Annotated in this window: 19 protein-coding genes and 1 pseudogene; 6 read left to right on the top strand and 14 right to left on the bottom strand. The window is 73.2% G+C overall.

Translation table 11 applies throughout. The features are described from left to right. The first annotated feature begins 53 nt into the window (after positions 1 to 53). The 5 genes from P3L51_RS03980 to P3L51_RS03960 are packed head-to-tail and all read left to right on the top strand — an operon-like array spanning position 54 to position 5,803. Positions 54 to 1,214 carry an ADP-ribosylglycohydrolase family protein gene (locus P3L51_RS03980; RefSeq protein WP_354603614.1) on the top strand — a complete coding sequence of 387 codons (1,161 nt, stop codon included), beginning with the start codon at positions 54 to 56 and terminating at the stop codon, positions 1,212 to 1,214. Beyond that, positions 1,211 to 2,893, top strand: a complete 1,683-nt coding sequence (locus tag P3L51_RS03975; protein WP_354603613.1) for an ADP-ribosylglycohydrolase family protein — start codon at positions 1,211 to 1,213, stop codon at positions 2,891 to 2,893. The genes P3L51_RS03980 and P3L51_RS03975 overlap by 4 nt, the downstream gene beginning before the upstream one ends. Beyond that, positions 2,890 to 3,780 carry a ribokinase gene (rbsK, locus tag P3L51_RS03970; RefSeq protein WP_354603612.1) on the top strand — a complete coding sequence of 297 codons (891 nt, stop codon included), beginning with the start codon at positions 2,890 to 2,892 and terminating at the stop codon, positions 3,778 to 3,780. The genes P3L51_RS03975 and rbsK overlap by 4 nt, the downstream gene beginning before the upstream one ends. Beyond that, complete coding sequence (locus P3L51_RS03965) at positions 3,777 to 4,976, top strand: CaiB/BaiF CoA transferase family protein (RefSeq protein ID WP_354603611.1); 1,200 nt, start codon at positions 3,777 to 3,779, stop codon at positions 4,974 to 4,976. The genes rbsK and P3L51_RS03965 overlap by 4 nt, the downstream gene beginning before the upstream one ends. Further along, on the top strand, positions 4,973 to 5,803 hold the full coding sequence (locus P3L51_RS03960; protein WP_354603610.1) for an HpcH/HpaI aldolase/citrate lyase family protein: 831 nt from the start codon (positions 4,973 to 4,975) through the stop codon (positions 5,801 to 5,803). The genes P3L51_RS03965 and P3L51_RS03960 overlap by 4 nt, the downstream gene beginning before the upstream one ends. A gap of 77 nt (positions 5,804 to 5,880) precedes the next feature. Here P3L51_RS03960 and lgt read toward each other — a convergent pair whose 3' ends face one another. From lgt to hisI, 11 genes and pseudogenes are all read right to left on the bottom strand, one after another. Beyond that, positions 5,881 to 6,876: a prolipoprotein diacylglyceryl transferase gene (gene lgt / locus P3L51_RS03955; protein WP_354603609.1), complete on the bottom strand. Its 996-nt coding sequence runs from the start codon at positions 6,874 to 6,876 to the stop codon at positions 5,881 to 5,883. A 102-nt stretch (positions 6,877 to 6,978) separates the two neighbouring features. Continuing rightward, positions 6,979 to 7,821 (bottom strand): thioredoxin domain-containing protein, encoded by an 843-nt coding sequence (locus tag P3L51_RS03950; protein WP_354603608.1) that lies wholly within the window; start codon positions 7,819 to 7,821, stop codon positions 6,979 to 6,981. A gap of 75 nt (positions 7,822 to 7,896) precedes the next feature. After that, the gene (trpA, locus tag P3L51_RS03945; RefSeq protein WP_354603607.1) at positions 7,897 to 8,709 is read right to left on the bottom strand and encodes a tryptophan synthase subunit alpha; all 813 of its coding nucleotides are present in this window, start codon (positions 8,707 to 8,709) and stop codon (positions 7,897 to 7,899) included. Beyond that, on the bottom strand, positions 8,706 to 9,953 hold the full coding sequence (gene trpB / locus P3L51_RS03940) for a tryptophan synthase subunit beta (RefSeq protein WP_354603606.1): 1,248 nt from the start codon (positions 9,951 to 9,953) through the stop codon (positions 8,706 to 8,708). The genes trpA and trpB overlap by 4 nt, the downstream gene beginning before the upstream one ends. A 128-nt stretch (positions 9,954 to 10,081) precedes the next feature. Next, entirely contained in the window at positions 10,082 to 10,309 is a 228-nt protein-coding gene (gene trpM / locus P3L51_RS03935) for a tryptophan biosynthesis modulator TrpM (RefSeq protein ID WP_354603605.1), read from the bottom strand. A gap of 8 nt (positions 10,310 to 10,317) precedes the next feature. Beyond that, positions 10,318 to 11,127 (bottom strand): indole-3-glycerol phosphate synthase TrpC, encoded by an 810-nt coding sequence (trpC, locus tag P3L51_RS03930; RefSeq protein ID WP_354603604.1) that lies wholly within the window; start codon positions 11,125 to 11,127, stop codon positions 10,318 to 10,320. Positions 11,128 to 11,252: 125 nt separating this feature from the next. Next, positions 11,253 to 11,690 (bottom strand): DUF2752 domain-containing protein, encoded by a 438-nt coding sequence (locus P3L51_RS03925; RefSeq protein WP_354603634.1) that lies wholly within the window; start codon positions 11,688 to 11,690, stop codon positions 11,253 to 11,255. A gap of 368 nt (positions 11,691 to 12,058) precedes the next feature. Then, a pseudogene (locus P3L51_RS03920) lies at positions 12,059 to 12,298 on the bottom strand (HGxxPAAW family protein); the annotation flags it as partial. Between the two features lie 186 nt (positions 12,299 to 12,484). After that, the gene (locus P3L51_RS03915) at positions 12,485 to 13,168 is read right to left on the bottom strand and encodes a TIGR02234 family membrane protein (RefSeq protein WP_435594365.1); all 684 of its coding nucleotides are present in this window, start codon (positions 13,166 to 13,168) and stop codon (positions 12,485 to 12,487) included. A gap of 15 nt (positions 13,169 to 13,183) precedes the next feature. Continuing rightward, a complete protein-coding gene (locus P3L51_RS03910) occupies positions 13,184 to 14,719 on the bottom strand; it encodes an anthranilate synthase component I (protein WP_354603602.1) in 1,536 nt (511 codons plus the stop codon). A gap of 11 nt (positions 14,720 to 14,730) precedes the next feature. Next, on the bottom strand, positions 14,731 to 15,132 hold the full coding sequence (gene hisI / locus P3L51_RS03905) for a phosphoribosyl-AMP cyclohydrolase (RefSeq protein WP_354603601.1): 402 nt from the start codon (positions 15,130 to 15,132) through the stop codon (positions 14,731 to 14,733). An 84-nt stretch (positions 15,133 to 15,216) separates the two neighbouring features. On the opposite strand from hisI, the gene P3L51_RS03900 reads away from it, so the two are divergent. Beyond that, positions 15,217 to 15,849 (top strand): TIGR03085 family metal-binding protein, encoded by a 633-nt coding sequence (locus P3L51_RS03900; protein ID WP_354603600.1) that lies wholly within the window; start codon positions 15,217 to 15,219, stop codon positions 15,847 to 15,849. A gap of 79 nt (positions 15,850 to 15,928) precedes the next feature. Here the strand turns inward: P3L51_RS03900 and P3L51_RS03895 are convergent, their stop codons facing one another. From P3L51_RS03895 to P3L51_RS03885, 3 genes are all read right to left on the bottom strand, one after another. Beyond that, on the bottom strand, positions 15,929 to 16,138 hold the full coding sequence (locus P3L51_RS03895; protein WP_354603599.1) for a hypothetical protein: 210 nt from the start codon (positions 16,136 to 16,138) through the stop codon (positions 15,929 to 15,931). Between the two features lie 33 nt (positions 16,139 to 16,171). Further along, positions 16,172 to 16,759: an ArsR/SmtB family transcription factor gene (locus P3L51_RS03890; RefSeq protein ID WP_354603598.1), complete on the bottom strand. Its 588-nt coding sequence runs from the start codon at positions 16,757 to 16,759 to the stop codon at positions 16,172 to 16,174. A gap of 141 nt (positions 16,760 to 16,900) precedes the next feature. Then, a complete protein-coding gene (locus P3L51_RS03885) occupies positions 16,901 to 18,262 on the bottom strand; it encodes a PucR family transcriptional regulator (protein ID WP_354603597.1) in 1,362 nt (453 codons plus the stop codon). Between the last annotated feature and the right edge of the window lie 39 nt (positions 18,263 to 18,301).

Genomic DNA, 18,301 nt, shown 5'->3' with positions numbered 1-18,301 from the left:
CACGGGCGGCGAGCTTCACCCCGACGGGACGCACCCGGGTGGACAATTCCGGCATGACGACCTCCACCCCCATCCCCACGCTCGAAGACCGGATCACCGGCAGTCTCGTCGGCGCGGCCGTCGGCGACGCGCTCGGCGGCCCCGTCGAGGGCTACACCCCGGAGCAGATCATGGACCGGCACGGCGGCCGGGTGTCCGGCATCGTCGGCCCGTGGAACGAGGACTGGCGTACGGCGCGGCCCATCGCCCCGTACCACAAGGGCGACGGCCACGTCACCGACGACACCTTGATGACGCACGCGCTGGTCCGGGTGTACGACACGGTGCGCGACCATCTCGACGCGTACGCCGTCGCCGACCATCTCGTCCCCGACCTGATCTCCACGCCGCGCTGGATCCCGGAGTTGGAGGCGCGGGCGCTGCCACTCCAGCGGATCTTCCTCGCCGAGAAGTGGCTCGTCGCCCGTATCCACTACGGGCACGTCGACCCCCGCGAGGCGGGCGCCGGGAACATCGTCAACTGCGGTGCGGCGATGTACATGGCGCCGGTGGGACTGGTCAACGCGGCGAATCCCGCGGCGGCGTACGCGGAGGCCGTCGATGTCGCCGGCGCGCACCAGTCCTCGTACGGGAGGGAGGCGGCCGGGGTCCTCGCGGCTGCGGTCGCGGCGGCGTGCGTGCCGGGTGCGACGCCGACGAGTGTCGTCGAGGCGTGCCTGGTGCTCGCCAAGGACGGGACGCGCGCCGCGATCGAGGCGGTGTGCGAAGTGGCCGCCGTTTACCAGGACTTCGAGCCCGCGCTGCGTCCGCTGCGGGAGGCCGTCGCGCCGTTCGACACCGTGGGCCCCGACTACCGCGCCCCGTCCCTCGGCGCGCGCCGTCCCTCGCGGCTGCACTCCATCGAGGAACTCCCCGTCGCGCTGGGCATGTTGCTCGTCGGCGACGGCGACTACCGCCGTACGGTGCTGGGTTCGGTCAACTACGGCCGTGACTGCGACTCGATCGCGACGATGAGCGGGGCGGTGGCCGGGGCGCTGTCCGGCGAGGGGACGATCCCGCCGGACTGGTCGAAGCGCGTCGCGGAGGCGAGCCGTCTCGACCTGCACGGCCCGGGGCGGACGCTGACGGAGGTCGCGTACGAGGTCCACGAACGAGACTCGGCACGCCGCCGCGCCCACGAGTCGGCCTTCGGCGCGCTGACGGTGGCGCGATGACGGAGGAGCCGTTGCGGGTGACCTGGGTCCAGCCGGAGGACCTGCTGGGCCACGAACTCCGCCAGGCGTCCGAGGACGGCCGCGACGCGGCGGCGCAGGCCACCACCTGGTACAGGTCGGGCGGCCCACCGTCCCCGTCCCGCGCGGGCGCGTCCACCCCACCGGCGACCCCGGAACTGCGCGCGCTGGCCCTGCGACTGCTGGACGAACTGGCGCTGCTGCCGACGCCGTTGGCGGGGAAGGAACCGACGTCGCTGCCGGAGATCGCACGGGCCTGCGGCGACGGCCGGCCGATCCGACGCGCGCCCTCGGCGGAGGACGCCCGGGAGCACACCGCCCCAACGGCATCGCAGACGCCGGCGGCCGGCGGCGCGACCGCCGGTCCGGAACGGTCCACGGCCCCGGACCTGTCCCCATCCGGGCCTTCGGCACCACCTGCCACCACCCGGGAGCGTGGCGCCTCGCGTCCGACACCACCCGCCACCCGCCAGGGGTCCGGGGCCCCGCCCACGATGCCGGCCACCACCGCACCGCGAAGCGCGCCACCCGGCCCGGCGGGCACGACCGACCCAGGGGGGTCCGGGGCCCCGCCCCCGGTTTCGGGAAGGGGCGGGACGGGGGAAGCCCTCAGCTCGCACCAGTTGCACGCCGCCTGGCTCGGCCGCGCCGCCGGATGCCTTCTCGGGAAGCCCGTCGAGAAACTCCCCCTCCCCGCCGTCCGCGCCCTCGCCCGCGCCACCGGCAACTGGCCCCTCACCACCTGGTTCACCGCCAAGGGCCTCCCCCCGGACCTCGCCGCCGCGCACCCCTGGAATCGGCGGTCCGCCGCCAACTCCCTCGCCGAGAACATCGACGGCATGCCCGAGGACGACGACCTCAACTACCCCCTTCTCAATGTGCTGTTGCTCCGGCGGTACGGCCGCGGCTTCCGCACCCGCGACGTCGCCCGCCTCTGGCTCGACGAGTTGCCCGCCGGGCGTACGTTCACCGCCGAGCGCGTCGCGTACCGCAATCTGCTCTCCGGGATCGAGCCGCCGGACACCGCCCGGCACCACAACCCGTTCCGGGAGTGGATCGGCGCGGCGATCCGCGCCGACGTACACGGCTGGGCGTACCCCGGCGACCCCGTGTCGGCCGCCGCCCAGGCGCACCGGGACGCGGCGCTGACGCACACCGCCAACGGCGTGTACGGCGCGATGTTCGTCGCGGGCACGATCGCTGCGGCGGGCAGCGGCGGCGCGGACGTGCACGCCTGCCTCCAGAATGGTCTCGCCGTCGTACCCCCGCGCTCGCGCCTCGCGGAAGCTGTGCGGAAGGCGATCGACACCGCCCGCGCCCACCAGGACTTCGACACCGTCGTCGACCGACTGCACGCCGCCCACGACCACTACCACTGGGTCCACGCCATCCCCAACGCCGCACTCCTCGCCGCCGCCCTCACCCACGCCGACGGCGACTTCACCGGCTCCATCTGCCGTGCCGTGTCCGGCGGTTGGGACACCGACTCGAACGGGGCGACCGCCGGTTCCGTCGCCGGTCTGCTCGCCGGGCACCCGGACCGGCTGCCCGAGCGGTGGACGGCCCCGCTCAAGAACCGGCTCGCCACCTCCGTCGCCGGATTCGACGGCATCGGTTTCGACGAACTCGCCCGACTCACCCAGGAGGCACTCCGCCCATGACCGGCATCGTGGTGCTCGGCAGCACCAACATGGACCTCGTCGCGTACGTCGCGCGGGCCCCGAAGCACGGGGAGACCGTCACGGGGCGTGAATTCCGTACGGTCCCCGGCGGCAAGGGCGCCAACCAGGCCGTCGCCGCCGCCCGCGCCGGTGGCGACGTGGCGATGATCGGCGCGGTGGGCGCCGACGAGTTCGGCGTACGGCTCCGGCACACGCTCACCTCGTCGGGCGTGGACACCGACCTCCTCCACACCGCCGAAGGCCCCTCCGGCACCGCGCACATCGTGGTGGACGACGAGGGCGGCAACGCGATCGTCGTCGTCCCCGGCGCGAACGGCACCCTCACCGCGCTCGGCCCCGGCGAGGAGACTCTTATCAGCACCGCCGGCTCCCTGCTCCTCCAGCTCGAACTCCCGCTGAGCGTCGTGCTCGACGGCGCGCGGGCGGCCCGGCGGCACGGCGTACGCACGATCCTCACCCCCGCCCCCGTCCAGCCCCTGCCACCCGAACTCCTCACCGCCACCGATCTGTTGGTGCCCAACGAGCACGAGGCCGCCGCGCTCGCGGGCGTCGCCGACCCGTACGCCGCGGCCGAGGTGCTGCTCCGGCAGGTCCCCGAGGTCGTGATCACCCTGGGCGCGGCGGGCTGTCTGTACGCGGCGCACGGCGCCGAGCCCGTCGCCGTCCCCGCGCCGGAGGTGACCGCCGTGGACACGACGGGCGCCGGCGACACGTTCGTCGGCGCGCTCGCCGTGGCGATCGGCGAGGGCCGTCCGATGGACGGGGCGACGCGCTGGGCGTCGGCCGCCGCCGCGCTCTGCGTGCGGCGCCACGGGGCGTCCACGTCCATGCCGTACCGCTCCGAGATCGACGAGGCCGCCTCATGAACGCCGAAGCCACTCCCCCGCTGCACGGCCTGCGCGTCCTCGACCTCGCCACCCTGTTCGCCGGCCCCCTCGCCGCCACCATGCTCGGCGACTTCGGCGCCGAGGTCGTCAAGGTCGAGCACCCCACCCGCCCCGACCCGTCGCGCGGGCACGGACCGGCGAAGGACGGTGTCGGTCTCTGGTGGAAGATCCTGGGCCGCAACAAGCGCGCCATCACGCTCGACCTCGCCACCCCGCGCGGCCGTGACGTCCTGCTGCGGCTGGCCGCCGACGCGGACGTGATCGTGGAGAACTTCCGCCCCGGCACTCTGGAGAGGTGGGGCCTGGGCTGGGCCGAACTCTCCGCCGTCAACCCCCGGTTGGTCCTCGCCCGGGTCACCGGCTTCGGGCAGTTCGGCCCCTACTCCCACCGCCCCGGGTTCGGCACGCTCGCCGAGGCGATGAGCGGGTTCGCCGCGATGACCGGCGAGCCCGACGGGCCGCCGACGCTGCCCCCGTTCGGGCTGGCCGACTCGATCGCCGCGCTGGCCACCGCGTACGCCGTGATGACCGCGCTCAACGGCCGGGCGACGACGGGCCGGGGCCAGGTGGTCGACCTGGCGATCATCGAGCCGATCCTGACGGTGCTGGGGCCGCAGCCGCTCTGGTACGACCAGCTCGGCTACGTACAGCCCCGTACCGGCAACCGCTCCCGTAACAACGCCCCCCGCAACACCTACCGCACCGCCGACGGCTCCTGGCTCGCGGTCTCCACCTCCGCCCAGTCGATCGCCGAGCGCGTGATGCGGCTGGTGGGCAGGGCGGAGCTGGCCGACGAGCCGTGGTTCGGCACCGGCGGCGGGCGGGCCGAGCACGCCGACGTGCTCGACGAGGCGGTCGGCGGCTGGATCGCCCGGCATACGCGCGAGGACGCGATGGCCGCGTTCGAGAAGGCGGAGGCGGCGATCGCGCCCGTCTACGACATCCGCGACGTCATGGACGACCCGCAGTACCGGGCCCTGGACAGCGTCACCGAGGTCCCGGACCCGGAGCTGGGCCCGCTCCGGATGCAGAACGTCCTCTTCCGGCTCTCCGAGACCCCCGGCTCCATCCGCTGGGCTGGCCGCCCGCACGGCGCCGACACGGACGCGGTCCTCACCGAGCTGGGTCTGTCGGCACCGGAGATCGCCGCCCTCCGTACGGAAGGCGCGCTGTGACCGGCGAGACGGGGCACGCCCCGCTCACCTGGCTCTATGTGCCCGGGGACCGGCCCGACGTCGTACAGAAGGCGCTCGCCTCCGGCGCCGACGCGGTGATCGTCGACCTGGAGGACGCGGTGGCCGCCGACCGCAGGGAGTACGCGCGCGCCGCGACGGCCGAACTGCTGGCGTCGCGCGCCCCCGGCCCCACTCCCCCGGTCCACGTCCGCATCGCCGGTGAGTCCGACATCCCCTCGCTGGCCGGGCTCCCCGGTCTGGCCGGGCTGCGGCTGCCGAAGGTCACCCGCGCCTCGGACATCCACCGGGTGGCCGCCACCGCGCCGGACACCCCGCTGTACGCGCTGCTCGAATGCGCCCTCGCCATCGAGAACGCCCACGCCATCGCCGCGGCCCATCCCGCCGTGCGGGGTGTCGCGCTCGGCGAGGCCGACCTCCGCGCCGATCTGGGGGTACGCGGCGACGCCGGGCTCGACTGGCCGCGCAGCCGCGTCGTGGTGGCGGCGCGGGCCGCCGGTCTGCCCGCGCCCGTCCAGTCCGTCTTCCCCGACGTGCGGGACCTGGAGGGACTGGCCGCCTCGTGCGCGCACGGCCGCTCGCTCGGCTTCTTCGGGCGCTCCGCGATCCATCCGCGCCAGTTGCCGGTGATCGAGCGCGCGTATCTGCCCACGGCGCGGGAGGTGGAGTCGGCTGCCGAGATCGTCGAGGCGGCGGCGAAGGACGCGGGGGCGCTGGCGCTGGCGGACGGACGCTTCGTGGACGCGGCGATCGTGGCGGCGGCGCACCGCACACTGTTCCTGGCCGGGCGGGCGACCACGCGGGCCTGAGACCCGGGGCAGCACGCGAAAGGGCCGCCGGACCCCTGAGGAGGTCCGGCGGCCCTTTCGTGGCGCGATGTGCGGGGTCAGGCGTTCTTGGCCGCCGCGGGGTCGCTGCCGCCCCCGGCGTCGACCGTCGCGTCGGGTTCGGCCTCGGCGTCCGCCCCGGCGCTCTTGGTGTCGTCGGACTTCTCGGCCTTGTCCTTGTCCTTGTCCTTGTCGTCGCCGTCCGCGCCGTCCTTGGACTTGCCGCTCTTGGTCAGCGTCTCCCGGTCCGGCTCGACGATCTCCTCGCGCCCCGGCCTGGTCCGCGCCGAGACCACGATGTACACGACCGCCAGCACGAAGACGATGATCGCGGTCCACACGTTGAGGCGCAGCCCCAGCACGTGGTGCGCCTCGTCGACGCGCAGATACTCGATCCAGGCGCGTCCTACGCAGTAGGCGGCGACGTACAGGGCGAACGCCCGTCCGTGGCCGAGCTTGAAGCGGCGGTCGGCCCAGACCACGAGCAGCGCGACACCGACGCACCACAGCGACTCGTAGAGGAACGTCGGGTGGTAGGTGCCTGCCTCGCGGTTCACACCTTCGCTGATCTTCACCGCCCACGGCAGATCGGTGGGCTTGCCGTACAGCTCCTGGTTGAACCAGTTGCCCCAGCGGCCGATGGCCTGGGCGAGCACGATGGCGGGTGCGATGGCGTCCGCGTACGCGGGCAGCGGGATGCCCCGGCGGCGGCAGCCGATCCAGGCGCCGACGGCGCCGAAGGCGATGGCGCCCCAGATCCCGAGGCCGCCCTCCCAGATCTTGAAGGCGTCGACCCAGTCCTTACCGTCGCTGAAGTACAGCTGGTAGTCCGTGATCACGTGGTAGAGCCGGCCGCCGACGAGTCCGAAGGGCACGGCCCAGACGGAGATGTCCGCCACGGTGCCGGCCTTGCCGCCGCGGGCGATCCAGCGCTTGTTGCCGTACCAGACGGCGACGAAGACACCGAGAATGATGCAGAACGCGTAGCCGCGCAGCGGGAGTGGTCCGAGATGGACCACACCGCTCGACGGACTGGGGATATAGGCAATGTCCATGGCGGTTCCGACGCTACCGTGCCGGGCGGGGCCTACGGCAACCCGCCCGGCAACGTCTGGGTAACGAGCCCGCGCGGAAAAGGCGCCGCGCGGGCCGTCGATTCAGGAGGGGGAAGCCCCGGTGGGGGGCGGGGTCGCCGGTGCGGTGCCCGGCTGCTTGCCCTGGTTGGCCTCCGTGACCCACCTCTTGAAGTTGGCCGGGGTGATGTCCTCGCCGCCCTTCTTGGGGAAGACGGATTCACCGTTGAGCAGGACGGTCGGCGTGCCGCTGAAGCCGCCCTTCTGGAACGCTGTGTTTGAATTCACCACCCATTTGTCGTGCTTGCCGTTTTCCACGCACTGCTTGAAGCCGGGGGCCGACTCCAGGCCGTCGACCTTGCCCGCGAGCTCCAGCAGCTTGGCGTTGTCGGCGAAGGCGTCGTCGGGCTCCGGCGGCTGATTCTGGAAGAGCGTGTCGTGGTACGGCGCGAACTTGCCCACGTCCTGGGCGCACGCCGCCGCGTTGGCCGCGCGCAGCGAGCCGCTGCCGCCCATGTTGCCGTCGATGATCGTGGCGAGGTGATAGTCGACCTTGAGCCGGCCCGCGCTCTCCAGCTCCTTGATCGTGTCCCGGAACGCGTTCTCGAACTGGCCGCAGGCCGGGCAGCGGAAGTCCTCCCACACGGTGAGGGTCGACGGCGCGTCGGCCCTGCCCACGGGGATCGACAGCTCGTCCTTGCCCTGGGCGCCCGACGGGGCGAGGACGGGGCCCGCGGCGGCGCCGCCCTTGTCCTTGTTCGCGTTGGTGGCGACGAGTCCGATCGCCGCCGCCACGCCCAGCACGCCCACCACCGCCGCCGAGACGATCAGGGTGCGCTTGCGCCGGTCCCGCCTCTTTTCCTGCTCACGCTGCTCCTGAAGCCGCTCTCGGGCGCTTCTCTTTGCCTCTCGGTTCTTCTCGCTCACGCCTCAGCAACGAACCGGGGAGGCGCGTGCGCACCTCCCCGGTCCCATGTCCACCCGTACGAGCTACCCCACCCGTCAGCGCTTGCGAACGCCTTCGGCCAGGTCGGCGGCGAGCGCGCGGACCGCCGCCAGCCCCGCCTCGCGGTCGGGGGCGTCCAGCATCAGCTTGACGAAGGCCGAGCCGACGATGACCCCGTCGGCGAACGCGGCGACCTCGGCGGCCTGCGCCGCGTCGGACACCCCGAGCCCGACGCACACCGGCAGCTCGGTGGTGGCGCGGGTCCGCCGCACCAGCTCCTGGGCCTGTGCGCCCACCGATCGGCGGGTGCCGGTGACGCCCATCAGGGAGGCGGCGTAGACGAATCCGGAGCCCACGGCCGTGATCTTCGCGAGCCGGTCGTCCTTGCTGCTGGGCGCGACCACGAAGACGGTGGCCAGCCCGTGCTTCTCGGCGTGCTGCCTCCACTCGTCGGACTCCTGTACGGGCAGGTCGGGCAGGATGCACCCGGCGCCGCCCGCCTCGGCCAGCTCGGCGGTGAACCGCTCGATGCCGTACCGGTCGATCGGGTTCCAGTACGTCATGACGAGTACCGGCTTTCCGGTGGCCTCGTACGCCTCGCGGACCGTACGCATCACGTCCGCGATCTTCACGCCGCCCTTGAGGGCGATGTCGTCGGCGGTCTGGATGACGGGCCCGTCGAGCACCGGGTCGCTGTGCGGCAGCCCGACCTCGACCACGTCGGCGCCGCCGTCGAAGACGGCCTTCACGGCGTCGATGCCGCCGTCGACCGTGGGGAATCCGGCGGGCAGATAGGCGATGAGCGCGGCGCGTCCCTCGCTCCTCGCGGCGGCGAGGGTGTCGCTCAACAGCTGGATGTTCCCGCTCACTTGGCGCTCTCCCCGTCGTACAGCCCGAAGTAGCGGGCAGCGGTGTCCATGTCCTTGTCGCCGCGCCCGGAGAGGTTGACGACGATCAGGCCGTCCTCCCCCAGCTCACGGCCGACCTCCAGCGCCCCGGCGAGCGCGTGCGCGCTCTCGATGGCCGGAATGATGCCCTCGGTGCGGGACAGCAGCAGCAGCGCCTGCATGGCCTCGTCGTCGGTCACGGCCCGGTACTCGCCGCGCCCGCTGTCCTTGAGGTACGCGTGCTCGGGGCCGATGCCCGGGTAGTCGAGTCCGGCGGAGATCGAGTACGGCTCGGTGATCTGGCCCTCCTCGTCCTGAAGGACGTAGGACCGCGAACCGTGCAGGATGCCGGGCTCGCCCGCGCTCAGCGTCGCCGCGTGCTCGCCGGTCTCGATGCCGTGGCCCGCGGGCTCGCAGCCCACCAGCCGTACGGTCTCGTCGGCGAGGAACGCGTGGAAGAGACCGATCGCGTTGGACCCGCCTCCTACACAGGCGACGGCCGCGTCGGGCAGCCGGCCCGCCCGCTCCAGGATCTGGCGCCGCGCCTCGACGCCGATGACGCGGTGGAAGTCGCGCACCATCGCGGGGAAGGGGTGCGGTCCGGCGACGGTGCCGAAGAGGTAGTGCGTACGGTCCACGTTGGCGACCCAGTCGCGGAACGCCTCGTTGATGGCGTCCTTCAGGGTGCGGCTGCCGGATTTCACCGGCACGACCTCGGCGCCGAGCATCCGCATGCGGGCGACGTTGAGCGCCTGGCGCTCGGTGTCGATCTCGCCCATGTAGATGGTGCATTCGAGCCCGAAGAGCGCGCAGGCGGTCGCGGTGGCGACGCCGTGCTGTCCGGCGCCGGTCTCGGCGATCACACGGGTCTTGCCCATGCGCCTGGTGAGCAGAGCCTGGCCGAGCACGTTGTTGATCTTGTGGGACCCGGTGTGGTTCAGGTCCTCCCGTTTGAGGAACACCCGGGCGCCGCCGGCCTCGGCGGCGAACCGCGGGACCTCGGTGAGGGCGCTGGGACGGCCGGTGTAGTTGACCATGAGGTCGTTGAGCTCGGCGGTGAAGGCGGGGTCGCCCTTGGCCTTCTCGTACTCGACGGCGACCTCGTCGACGGCGGCGACGAGCGCCTCGGGGATGAACTTGCCGCCGAACTCGCCGAAGTAGCCCTCGGCGTTCGGGCTGAGGCCCGTGGGGTCGGGAATGAAGAACTCGGAAGAAGGGGTCGTCACGGATGATCTCCTCGTGAAGCAACGGGTGGGTGCACCGTATGCGCCATGAGCGAGGCGGCCCTGTACCCGGTGTGGGCGGGGCGCGGGTCGTGGTGACCGGCCGGTCCGGACGTGTGTCGCCGGCGCGGCTACGTGGCCGTGCGGCGGTCGTGGTCGGAAGGGCCTCGCCGGAGCGCGGCCCCGCGCCATCGCATGCCGTTGACCTGACCGGGTTCGTCACCGATCACGTACCGCACCCGCCGTCCGCGCACCCGCCTGGCCGGGGCCCGGCAGCCGCGCGGCCGGCACCCGCGCGCCAGCGGCGCGTGGGGCGCGCGCACGGCGGCCAGGGTTCCGGAGGAGGGCGGGACGGGCATGCGCGGGGTCAGCTCCGCCCGTGCCGCAGCGCCGGGTGGGCGCCCGCGGCAACCAGATCGGCCACCGCCGACTTGGGGTCGCGCCCGGTGACCAGGGACTCGCCGACGAGCACCGCGTCGGCGCCCGCGTTGGCGTACGCGATGAGGTCGTGCGGGCCGCGCACACCGGACTCGGCGATCTTGACGATGCCGTCCGGAATCTCGGGCGCGAGCCGCTCGAACGTGCCGCGGTCGACCTTCAGCGTCTTCAGGTCACGCGCGTTGACCCCGATGATCTTCGCCCCGGCGTCGACCGCGCGCTCCACCTCGTCCTCGTCGTGCACCTCGACGATCGGGGTGAGTCCGATGGACTCGGCGCGCTCGATGAGCGAGACGAGGGCGGGCTGCTCCAGGGCGGCGACGATCAGCAGGACGAGATCCGCGCCGTACGCGCGCGCCTCCCACAGCTGGTACGCCGTGACGATGAAGTCCTTGCGCAGGACGGGGATGTCGACCTTGGCCCGGACGGCTTCGAGGTCGGCCAGCGAGCCGCCGAAGCGGCGCTGCTCGGTCAGTACGGAGATGGCGGCCGCGCCGCCCGCCTCGTAGTCGGCGGCCAGTCCGGCGGGGTCGGCGATCGCGGCCAGCGCGCCCTTGGAGGGGCTGGAGCGCTTGACCTCGCAGATCACCGTGACGCCCTCGCCGCGCAGTGCGGCGACGCCGTCCTTGGCCGGCCGCGCCTTGCCCGCGCGCTCCTTGAGCTCGTCGAGGCCGACGCGCGTCTGCCGCTCCGCGAGGTCGGCGCGTACGCCTTCGATGATCTCGTCGAGCACACTCACGCGAGCGGCCCCCTTCCGGGAACGGTGTCGGATTCAGCCATGGACCAGGATCAGCCATGTCGATGGTATCCGGAGGAGGGCCGGGGGCCCGCATCCGCCGGTCGAGCATCCCATCACCTGGGACTTCATGGGGCGAGCGACGAGCCGAAAGGCAGGTTTCGTACCACGGTGAAGCCCAGGATCACCGCGCCGACGGCCCATCCCAGGAAGGGTGGCACCGAGACCCGGACCGGTGTGGCGCGAGCGACGCGAATCAGCCACACGAGCCAGACCGCGGCGAAGACGCCGTACCCGATGACGGCGAGCGCGTTGGCACCGAGGGCGGCGGCGAGGTCGCCGTGCGCGACGGCGTGGGCGCTGCGCAGTCCGCCGCAGCCGGGGCAGTAGAGGCCGGTCAGGCTCAGCAACGGGCAGACGGGATAGTGGCCGCTCTCGTTGGGGTCGACCAGGCCGACGTACGTGAAGGCGGCGACGACGCCGACGAGCGTGCCCAGCGGGGCGAGGAGCCGCCGGGCGCGGGCCGCCGGAGCGGGGGCCGGGGGCGGCGCGGCGGGTACAGGCATGGCGTCCACCGGGTGATTGTCCCCCGCGGGGGCGGCAAGGCGCAGCCCGGCCCCGTACGCGCGTCGTCGCCACGCGACTCGACGCGACGCCACGCGACGAGGCGAGGCGCGGCCCGGCATGGCCGGGCCGCGCCTCGTGTCACGGTGCGGGACCAGGTCCGGGCACCGCCGACCGACGCTGTCGCGGCGATCCGGACCGGGCCCGGTGCGTGTCGGCGAAGTCCCGCCCGTCCTGAGAACGGGCGGGACTTCGCCGCGGACGCGCCTTACGCGGTCTGACTCGCCGGCTGGGGCTCCGCCTGGACGTTCGGCCGGCCGGTGGGGTGGCCCTCGCCACGCTCCCGGGCCTCGCGCTCCGCGCGGTCCAGGGACGCCCGCGCGGCCTCCACACGGGCCTGCTTCGCCGCTTCGGACTCCTTGACCGCGCCGAGGCCCGCGGCCCGCATGGCGAGGCCGACGATGCCACCGAGGGGGATGACCGCCAGGCCGACGACGAACCCGAGGGGGTCGGCCGCGACCATGAAGACGCCTGCGATGCAGAAGCCGATGACAGAGATGGTGACACCGGTCCAGGCGGCCGGGGTGTGTCCGTGGCTGCTGCCCGCCATGAATTCGCTCCTCGTTTGCTGATGTGCTGCTGTGGCGCTGGGGTCGCGCGCTGGGTGAGTCGGACGCTCACCGTTCATTGTCCCGCACCCGTCGGCGTTCCCCTCCGGGGGGTCACGACGGCGGTCACCGAGCCGGGGCCGTGCCATATCCCGCCGGGCGCGCGACGCCCCCGCGGGCGGACGGCGCTATGTGCCGGACACGCCCCGGCTCGTCGGGTCCTCGCCCCGGTCCAGGGCCTTCCAGATGTCCTCGGGGCGGTCGGGATCCACGGTGGCTCCGGCGGGGCTCGCGGCCGGCGCGCGGACGCGGGCGGCGCGGGGGGTGCCGTCCCGCTCGTAGCGGCCCGACATGGTCGGCCAGTGTGATCCGTACCGCAGGGCCAGCAGGCCGGCGAGCAGGATCAGCAGGCCGCCGGCCGCCGTCGCGTAGGGCCAGGCGGTATGGGTGAGGGCGCCGACGGTCGCGGCGGTGTCGCCCGTCGTACGCGCGGCCTTGTCGTCGAGCGCCGCGCTGTCGCTCGCGCCGACGAGCGCGGCGACGGTCGCGCCCACGCCGCTGAGGGCGAGCAGCGCGGAGACCAGCAGCCGGCCGGCCGTACGGACGGCGAAGACGGCGACGAGGGCGGCCAGGCCGACGACGGCGAGCGCGGCAGGGACACCGGTGACGTCACGGCCTCCGGCGTCGAGCGACACGCTGCCGCCCGCCACCACGGCGCTGCCCTCGGCCCAGGTCTGGCCGGAGGCGATCAGCACCACGGCGGAGCCCGCGGCGCCGAGGAGGAGGGCGACGCCGAGACTTCGGCCGGCGCGCCTTCTCGTGGCGTCCGCCGCGGTCTCGGCGCGGGGCTGGGGAATGGGTAGGGCAGTCACCCGCACCACTATCCCTTACCGGTCCCGGCCCGCCTCGGACGGGCCTCCCAGCGGGCTGCCCGAGGATCCGGTCAGCCGGTTCGCGGTGTGCACCGCGCGCAGCACCGCTGCCGCCTTGTTGCGGCACTCCGTGTCCTCGGCGACGGGGTCGGAGTCGGCGACGACGCCCGCGCCCGCCTGGACGTACGCGGTGCCGTCCCGGAGCAGGGCCGTACGGATGGCGATGGCGGTGTCGGAGTCGCCGGCGAAGTCGAGGTACCCGACGCACCCTCCGTACAGACCCCGCCGTGAGGGCTCCAGTTCGTCGATGATCTGGAGGGCGCGCGGCTTCGGGGCGCCGGAGAGCGTGCCGGCGGGAAAGCAGGCGGTGAGGACGTCGAAGGCGGTACGGCCTTCGGCGACGCGGCCGGTGACGGTCGAGACGATGTGCATGACGTGCGAGTAGCGCTCGACGGACATGAAGTCGACGACCTCGACGGTGCCGGGTTCGCAGACCCGCCCGAGATCGTTGCGGCCGAGGTCGACCAGCATCAGGTGCTCGGCGCGCTCCTTGGGGTCGGCGAGCAGTTCGTCGGCGAGGGCCTGGTCGTCCTGCGGGGTCGCGCCGCGCGGGCGGGTGCCGGCGATGGGATGGACCATGGCGTGCCCGTCCTCGACCTTGACCAGGGCCTCGGGGCTGGAGCCGACGACGTCGAAGCCGTCGAAGCGGAAGAGGTACATGTACGGGCTCGGGTTGGTGGCCCGCAACACCCGGTAGACGTCGAGCGCGCTCGCCTCGCAGGGGGTCTCGAAGCGCTGCGAGGGGACGACCTGGAAGGCCTCACCGGCCCTGATGCGCTCCTTGATGTCCTCGACGGCCTCCTGGTAGGCCACGCCGCCCCACAGCGCGGTGTACGGCGGCAGTTCGGACGGCGGCAGGGCGGTGGGCACGTTGTCCACGGGGCGTGCCAGGTCGCGCTCCATGGCGTCGAGGCGGTCGACGGCGTCCGCGTACGCCTCGTCGACGCCCGTGTCGAGGTCGTTGTGGTTGATCGCGTTGGCGATGAGCAGGACGGTGCCGGAGCGGTGGTCCAGGACGGCGAGGTCGGAGGTGAGCAGCATCGTCAGCTCGGGCAGGTGGAGATCGTCGCGCGCGTGGTCGCCGATCCTCTTCTCCAGCCGGCGCACGACGTCGAAGCCGAGGTAGCCGACCATGCCGCCGGTGAAGGGCGGCATGTCACCCTCGCGGTCGTGCGGGGTGTGCAGCGTCTCCACCGTGGCGCGCAGGGCGGCCAGCGGGTCGCCGTCGAGGGGGACGCCGACGGGCGGGGTGCCGAGCCAGTGGGTGTGCCCGTCGCGCTCGGTGAGCGTGGCGGCGGACCGTACCCCGATGAAGGAGTAGCGCGACCAGGAGCGGCCGTTCTCGGCGGATTCGAGGAGGAAGGTCCCCGGGCGTTCGGCGGCGAGCTTGCGGTAGAGACCGACGGGGGTGTCGCCGTCCGCGAGGAGCCTGCGGCCGACCGGGATGACACGGCGGTCGACCGCCAGCTTGCGGAAGGTGTCGAGATCCATGGCAGCGGAGCCTAGTCGGCGGCGGGGCCCGTCTCGGACGTCGGCGGCAGGATGACGTCGGCGTCGAAGCAGGTTCGGTCGCCGGTGTGACAGGCGGCGCCCACCTGGTCGACCTTGAGCAGGATCGTGTCGGCGTCGCAGTCGAGCGCGACGGACTTCACGTGCTGGACGTGGCCGGACGTGTCGCCCTTGACCCAGTACTCACGGCGGCTGCGGGACCAGTAGGTGCCGCGTCCGGTGGTGAGGGTGCGGCGCAGCGCCTCGTCGTCCATCCAGCCGAGCATCAGTACCTCGCCGGTGTCGTACTGCTGGACGACGGCCGGAATCAGCCCGTCGGTGCCGCGCTTGAGCCGGGCGGCGATGGCGGGGTCGAGGCCACTGGTGGGGCCTGGGCCCTCGGTCGCGCTGGTCATGGGTCCATTGTGCCGCGCCCGTCCCGCGGCGGGCCTCGGACGTCCACTGGGCGGACGGCGCGCGGCAGTCGTACGCTGGCGGGTATGTCGACCCATGCAAAGCGTGAACGACTTCTGCTCGCCGACCTGTTGGAGTCGGCGGGACCCGACGCCCCGACCTTGTGCGAAGGCTGGACCGCCCGGGATCTCGCGGCGCACGTGGTGGTGCGCGAGCGCCGGCCGGACGCGGCGGGCGGACAGCTCATCGGCCCGCTCAGGAACCGGCTGGAGCGGGTGCAGGGCGAGTATGTGGCGAAGCCGTACGAGGAGCTGATCCAGCTCATCCGTACGGGGCCGCCGCGTATGTCGCCCTTCGGGATCAAGCAGCTCGACGAGGCCGCGAACACCGTCGAGTACTACGTCCACGCCGAGGACGTACGGCGGGCCCAGCCCGACTGGACGCCCCGCGAGGTGGACAAGGTCTTCTCGAACGCCCTGTGGGCGCGGCTGGAGAAGGGCGCCAGGATGATGGGCCGCAAGTCGCCGGTGGGTCTGGTGCTGCGGCGTCCGGACGGTCAGACGGCGGTGGCGCACAAGGGCTCACCGGTGGTGACGGTGACCGGGGAGCCGAGCGAGCTGCTGCTCTTCGTCTTCGGCCGCCAGGACGCGGCGCGGGTGGAAGTGGAAGGCGACAAGGAAGCGGTCGACAGGGTCCAGCGGGCGAAGCTCGGGATGTAGGGCGGGCCGCCCGGGCGCCGGCCCAACGGCGGCGGCGGGGACGGTCGGTAGCGCTGTCATCAGCGGCGTGGACCTTCCGTCAGGCGATACGGGCGGCGCGTACGGGCGGGCGGTGTACCGCCGGACGGTGCACGAGGCGCAGGCCCAGGTCGACCAGGAACCAGCCCAGCAGGCGGCGGAGGCGACCGGGGGGCCGCGCCGCCGCGCGGGAGAGCCGGAACCGGTCCGCCTCCGTACGGAGTTCGGCGGCGCGCAGGGCGTGCAGCTGGAGGTGTACGTCGGTGTGCATGGCGTGGGCTCCTTTTGACGGGGCGGGCGGGGACTACTGGCGGAACGGGAATCCGTAGATGTGCAGCGCGACGTTCTCGCGCCCTTCGGCCCCACCGGCTTCCTCGGCGGTCCGGCCTGCCTCCTCGTACCGCTTGAGCAGGTCGTGCATCTCGCGGCTGAGCCCGGCCAGTTCCTCGGCGGTGAGCCGTGCCAGGTACTCGCTGTTGAACGACGCGCCGCGCCACTCCGGCCCCCAGGCCGACTGGGTGTCGAGGTAGCTCCGGTAGAGGTCCGAGCGCTGGTCGAACGACATCCGTCCCACGGCCGTGTGCGCCGCGACCGCCTCCGGCGCGTCGCGGAAGTCCTCGTCGTGGAAGGTCAGCCCTTCGGACGCCGGCTGCCACCAGCGCTCACGCCCGTCCTTGCCCTGCTGCGGCGCCTCCTCGATCAGACCGTGGTCGGCGAGCTTGCGCAGGTGGTAACTGACGAGCGAGACGGCCTCGTCCACCTGCTCGGCGAGCTGCGAAGCGGTGGCCGTGCGGGAGACGTAGAGCGCGCGGTAGAGCTGCATCCGGAGGGGGTGACCGAAGGCCTTGAGCGTGGCCAGGTCGTCGATTCTGCGGGGTTCCTTCGCTGCCATACCCCCCACAGTAGATACGAAAGGAAAGTTGCACAATATAAATTGCGCAATAAATCTTGCGGATATGGCGACGCCCCGTCGTCACCCGCCGGACCGGGCTCTGAAGGGCTCTCTGAAGTACTGGAAAGGGGCTGGGAGCTGTCAGATGTCGAGCAGTCGCCTGGCCGCGAGCGCGAGGGAGATCTCGACCACGTCGGCGGGCCGCGCCAGCGAGCGGCCCGTCAGCTGCTCGAAGCGGCGCAGCCGGTTGAGGACGGTGTTGCGGTGGCAGTAGAGGCGGGTTCCGGCGCGCTGCGCCGAGCCGTCGGCCTCCAGCCAGGCCCTGAGCGTGTCCACCAGCAGATCGCGGTCGGCCGGGTCCAGCCGGTCGAGCGGACCGAACACCCGCCCGGCGAGGGCCGCGCTCAGCCGGTCGGAGGAGACGACCAGCGCGGCCGGCAGGTGCTCGTCCAGCAGCACGACGCCGCCGTCGCGCGGGCAGGCACGCAGCGCGGTCTCGGCGAGCCCGCGCGCCTCGCCGAGGGCGGCGAGCCCGGTGACGGCCGAGCCGATCCCGACGCGCGCGCCAGGGGGCGCGGTCAACTCGGCTGCGAGCGCGGTCAGTTCACGGTCCGCACGACAAGGGCCCTCGTACACGGGCTCGTTCGCCAGCAGGACGATCACATGTTCGGCGTCCCGCGACAGGTGCCGCAGCGTGCGCGTCCCCGGCGGAGGGTCCACCACGGGCGCCGCGCCACCCACGCCGGACACGGACACGGACGCGGACGCGGACACGGACATCGACGCGGACACCACGACGTAACGCCCGTCCTCGGGCAGCCCCAGCATCGCCGCGGCGTCGGGGATGTCGGCGATGCGCGCGGTCCCGTCGAGGAGGGCCGCGACCGTCAGCCGCTGCTGGTTCTCGCGGCGCCAGGCGAGCCGGCGCTCCGTGGCCCGGTACGCGTCGGCGACGAGGCCGCAGTGCTCGTCCACGAAGCTCCAGACGTCGGCGGCGACGTGGACGAGCAGCCGGATGTCCTCGGGACGGCGCCGGGTGGTCTCGTCCACGAGGCCCTGCCACACCATCGCGCCGCCCAGCCGGAAGGCGTGCAGCAACGCGTCGAGCGGCAGGCCGCGTTCGGCCCGGCACTCGCCGATCCGCCACGACAGGCGGCAGGCGGCCTCGCGTGATTCGCGGGGCCGGATCAGGGAGCCGACACTGAGCCGCAGCGAGCGGTTCACCTCCTGCCAGATCTCGGCGGCGTCGGCCTCGATCGCCGCCCGATAAGCCGGCTCCTTCTCGCGGAGCGCGGCGACCAGACGGTGCGTCAGCCCGGCGAGATCGTCCATGAGCGCCTGTGCGGCCCGGTGCAGTACGGCGACGGCCTCGGCGTCCACCAGGGAGCGGGGGCGCCGGGACGCGACGGTGGACGCCCCGGGGGATACGACCGCGGACGTGACGGGAGACGTGACGGGAGAGGCGTGCGGCGCCCGGACCCGCGAGCGGATGACATGCGGCATGGCGGCCTCCACCGGGAGTCGGTTCGCTCCGGCGCGGCG

It is taken from the genome of Streptomyces panacea, assembly GCF_040560175.1.
Classification (GTDB): domain Bacteria; phylum Actinomycetota; class Actinomycetes; order Streptomycetales; family Streptomycetaceae; genus Streptomyces; species Streptomyces panacea.
The sequence above is the reverse complement of the archived record's forward strand: the minus strand, read 5'-3'. Positions and strand labels throughout refer to the sequence as shown.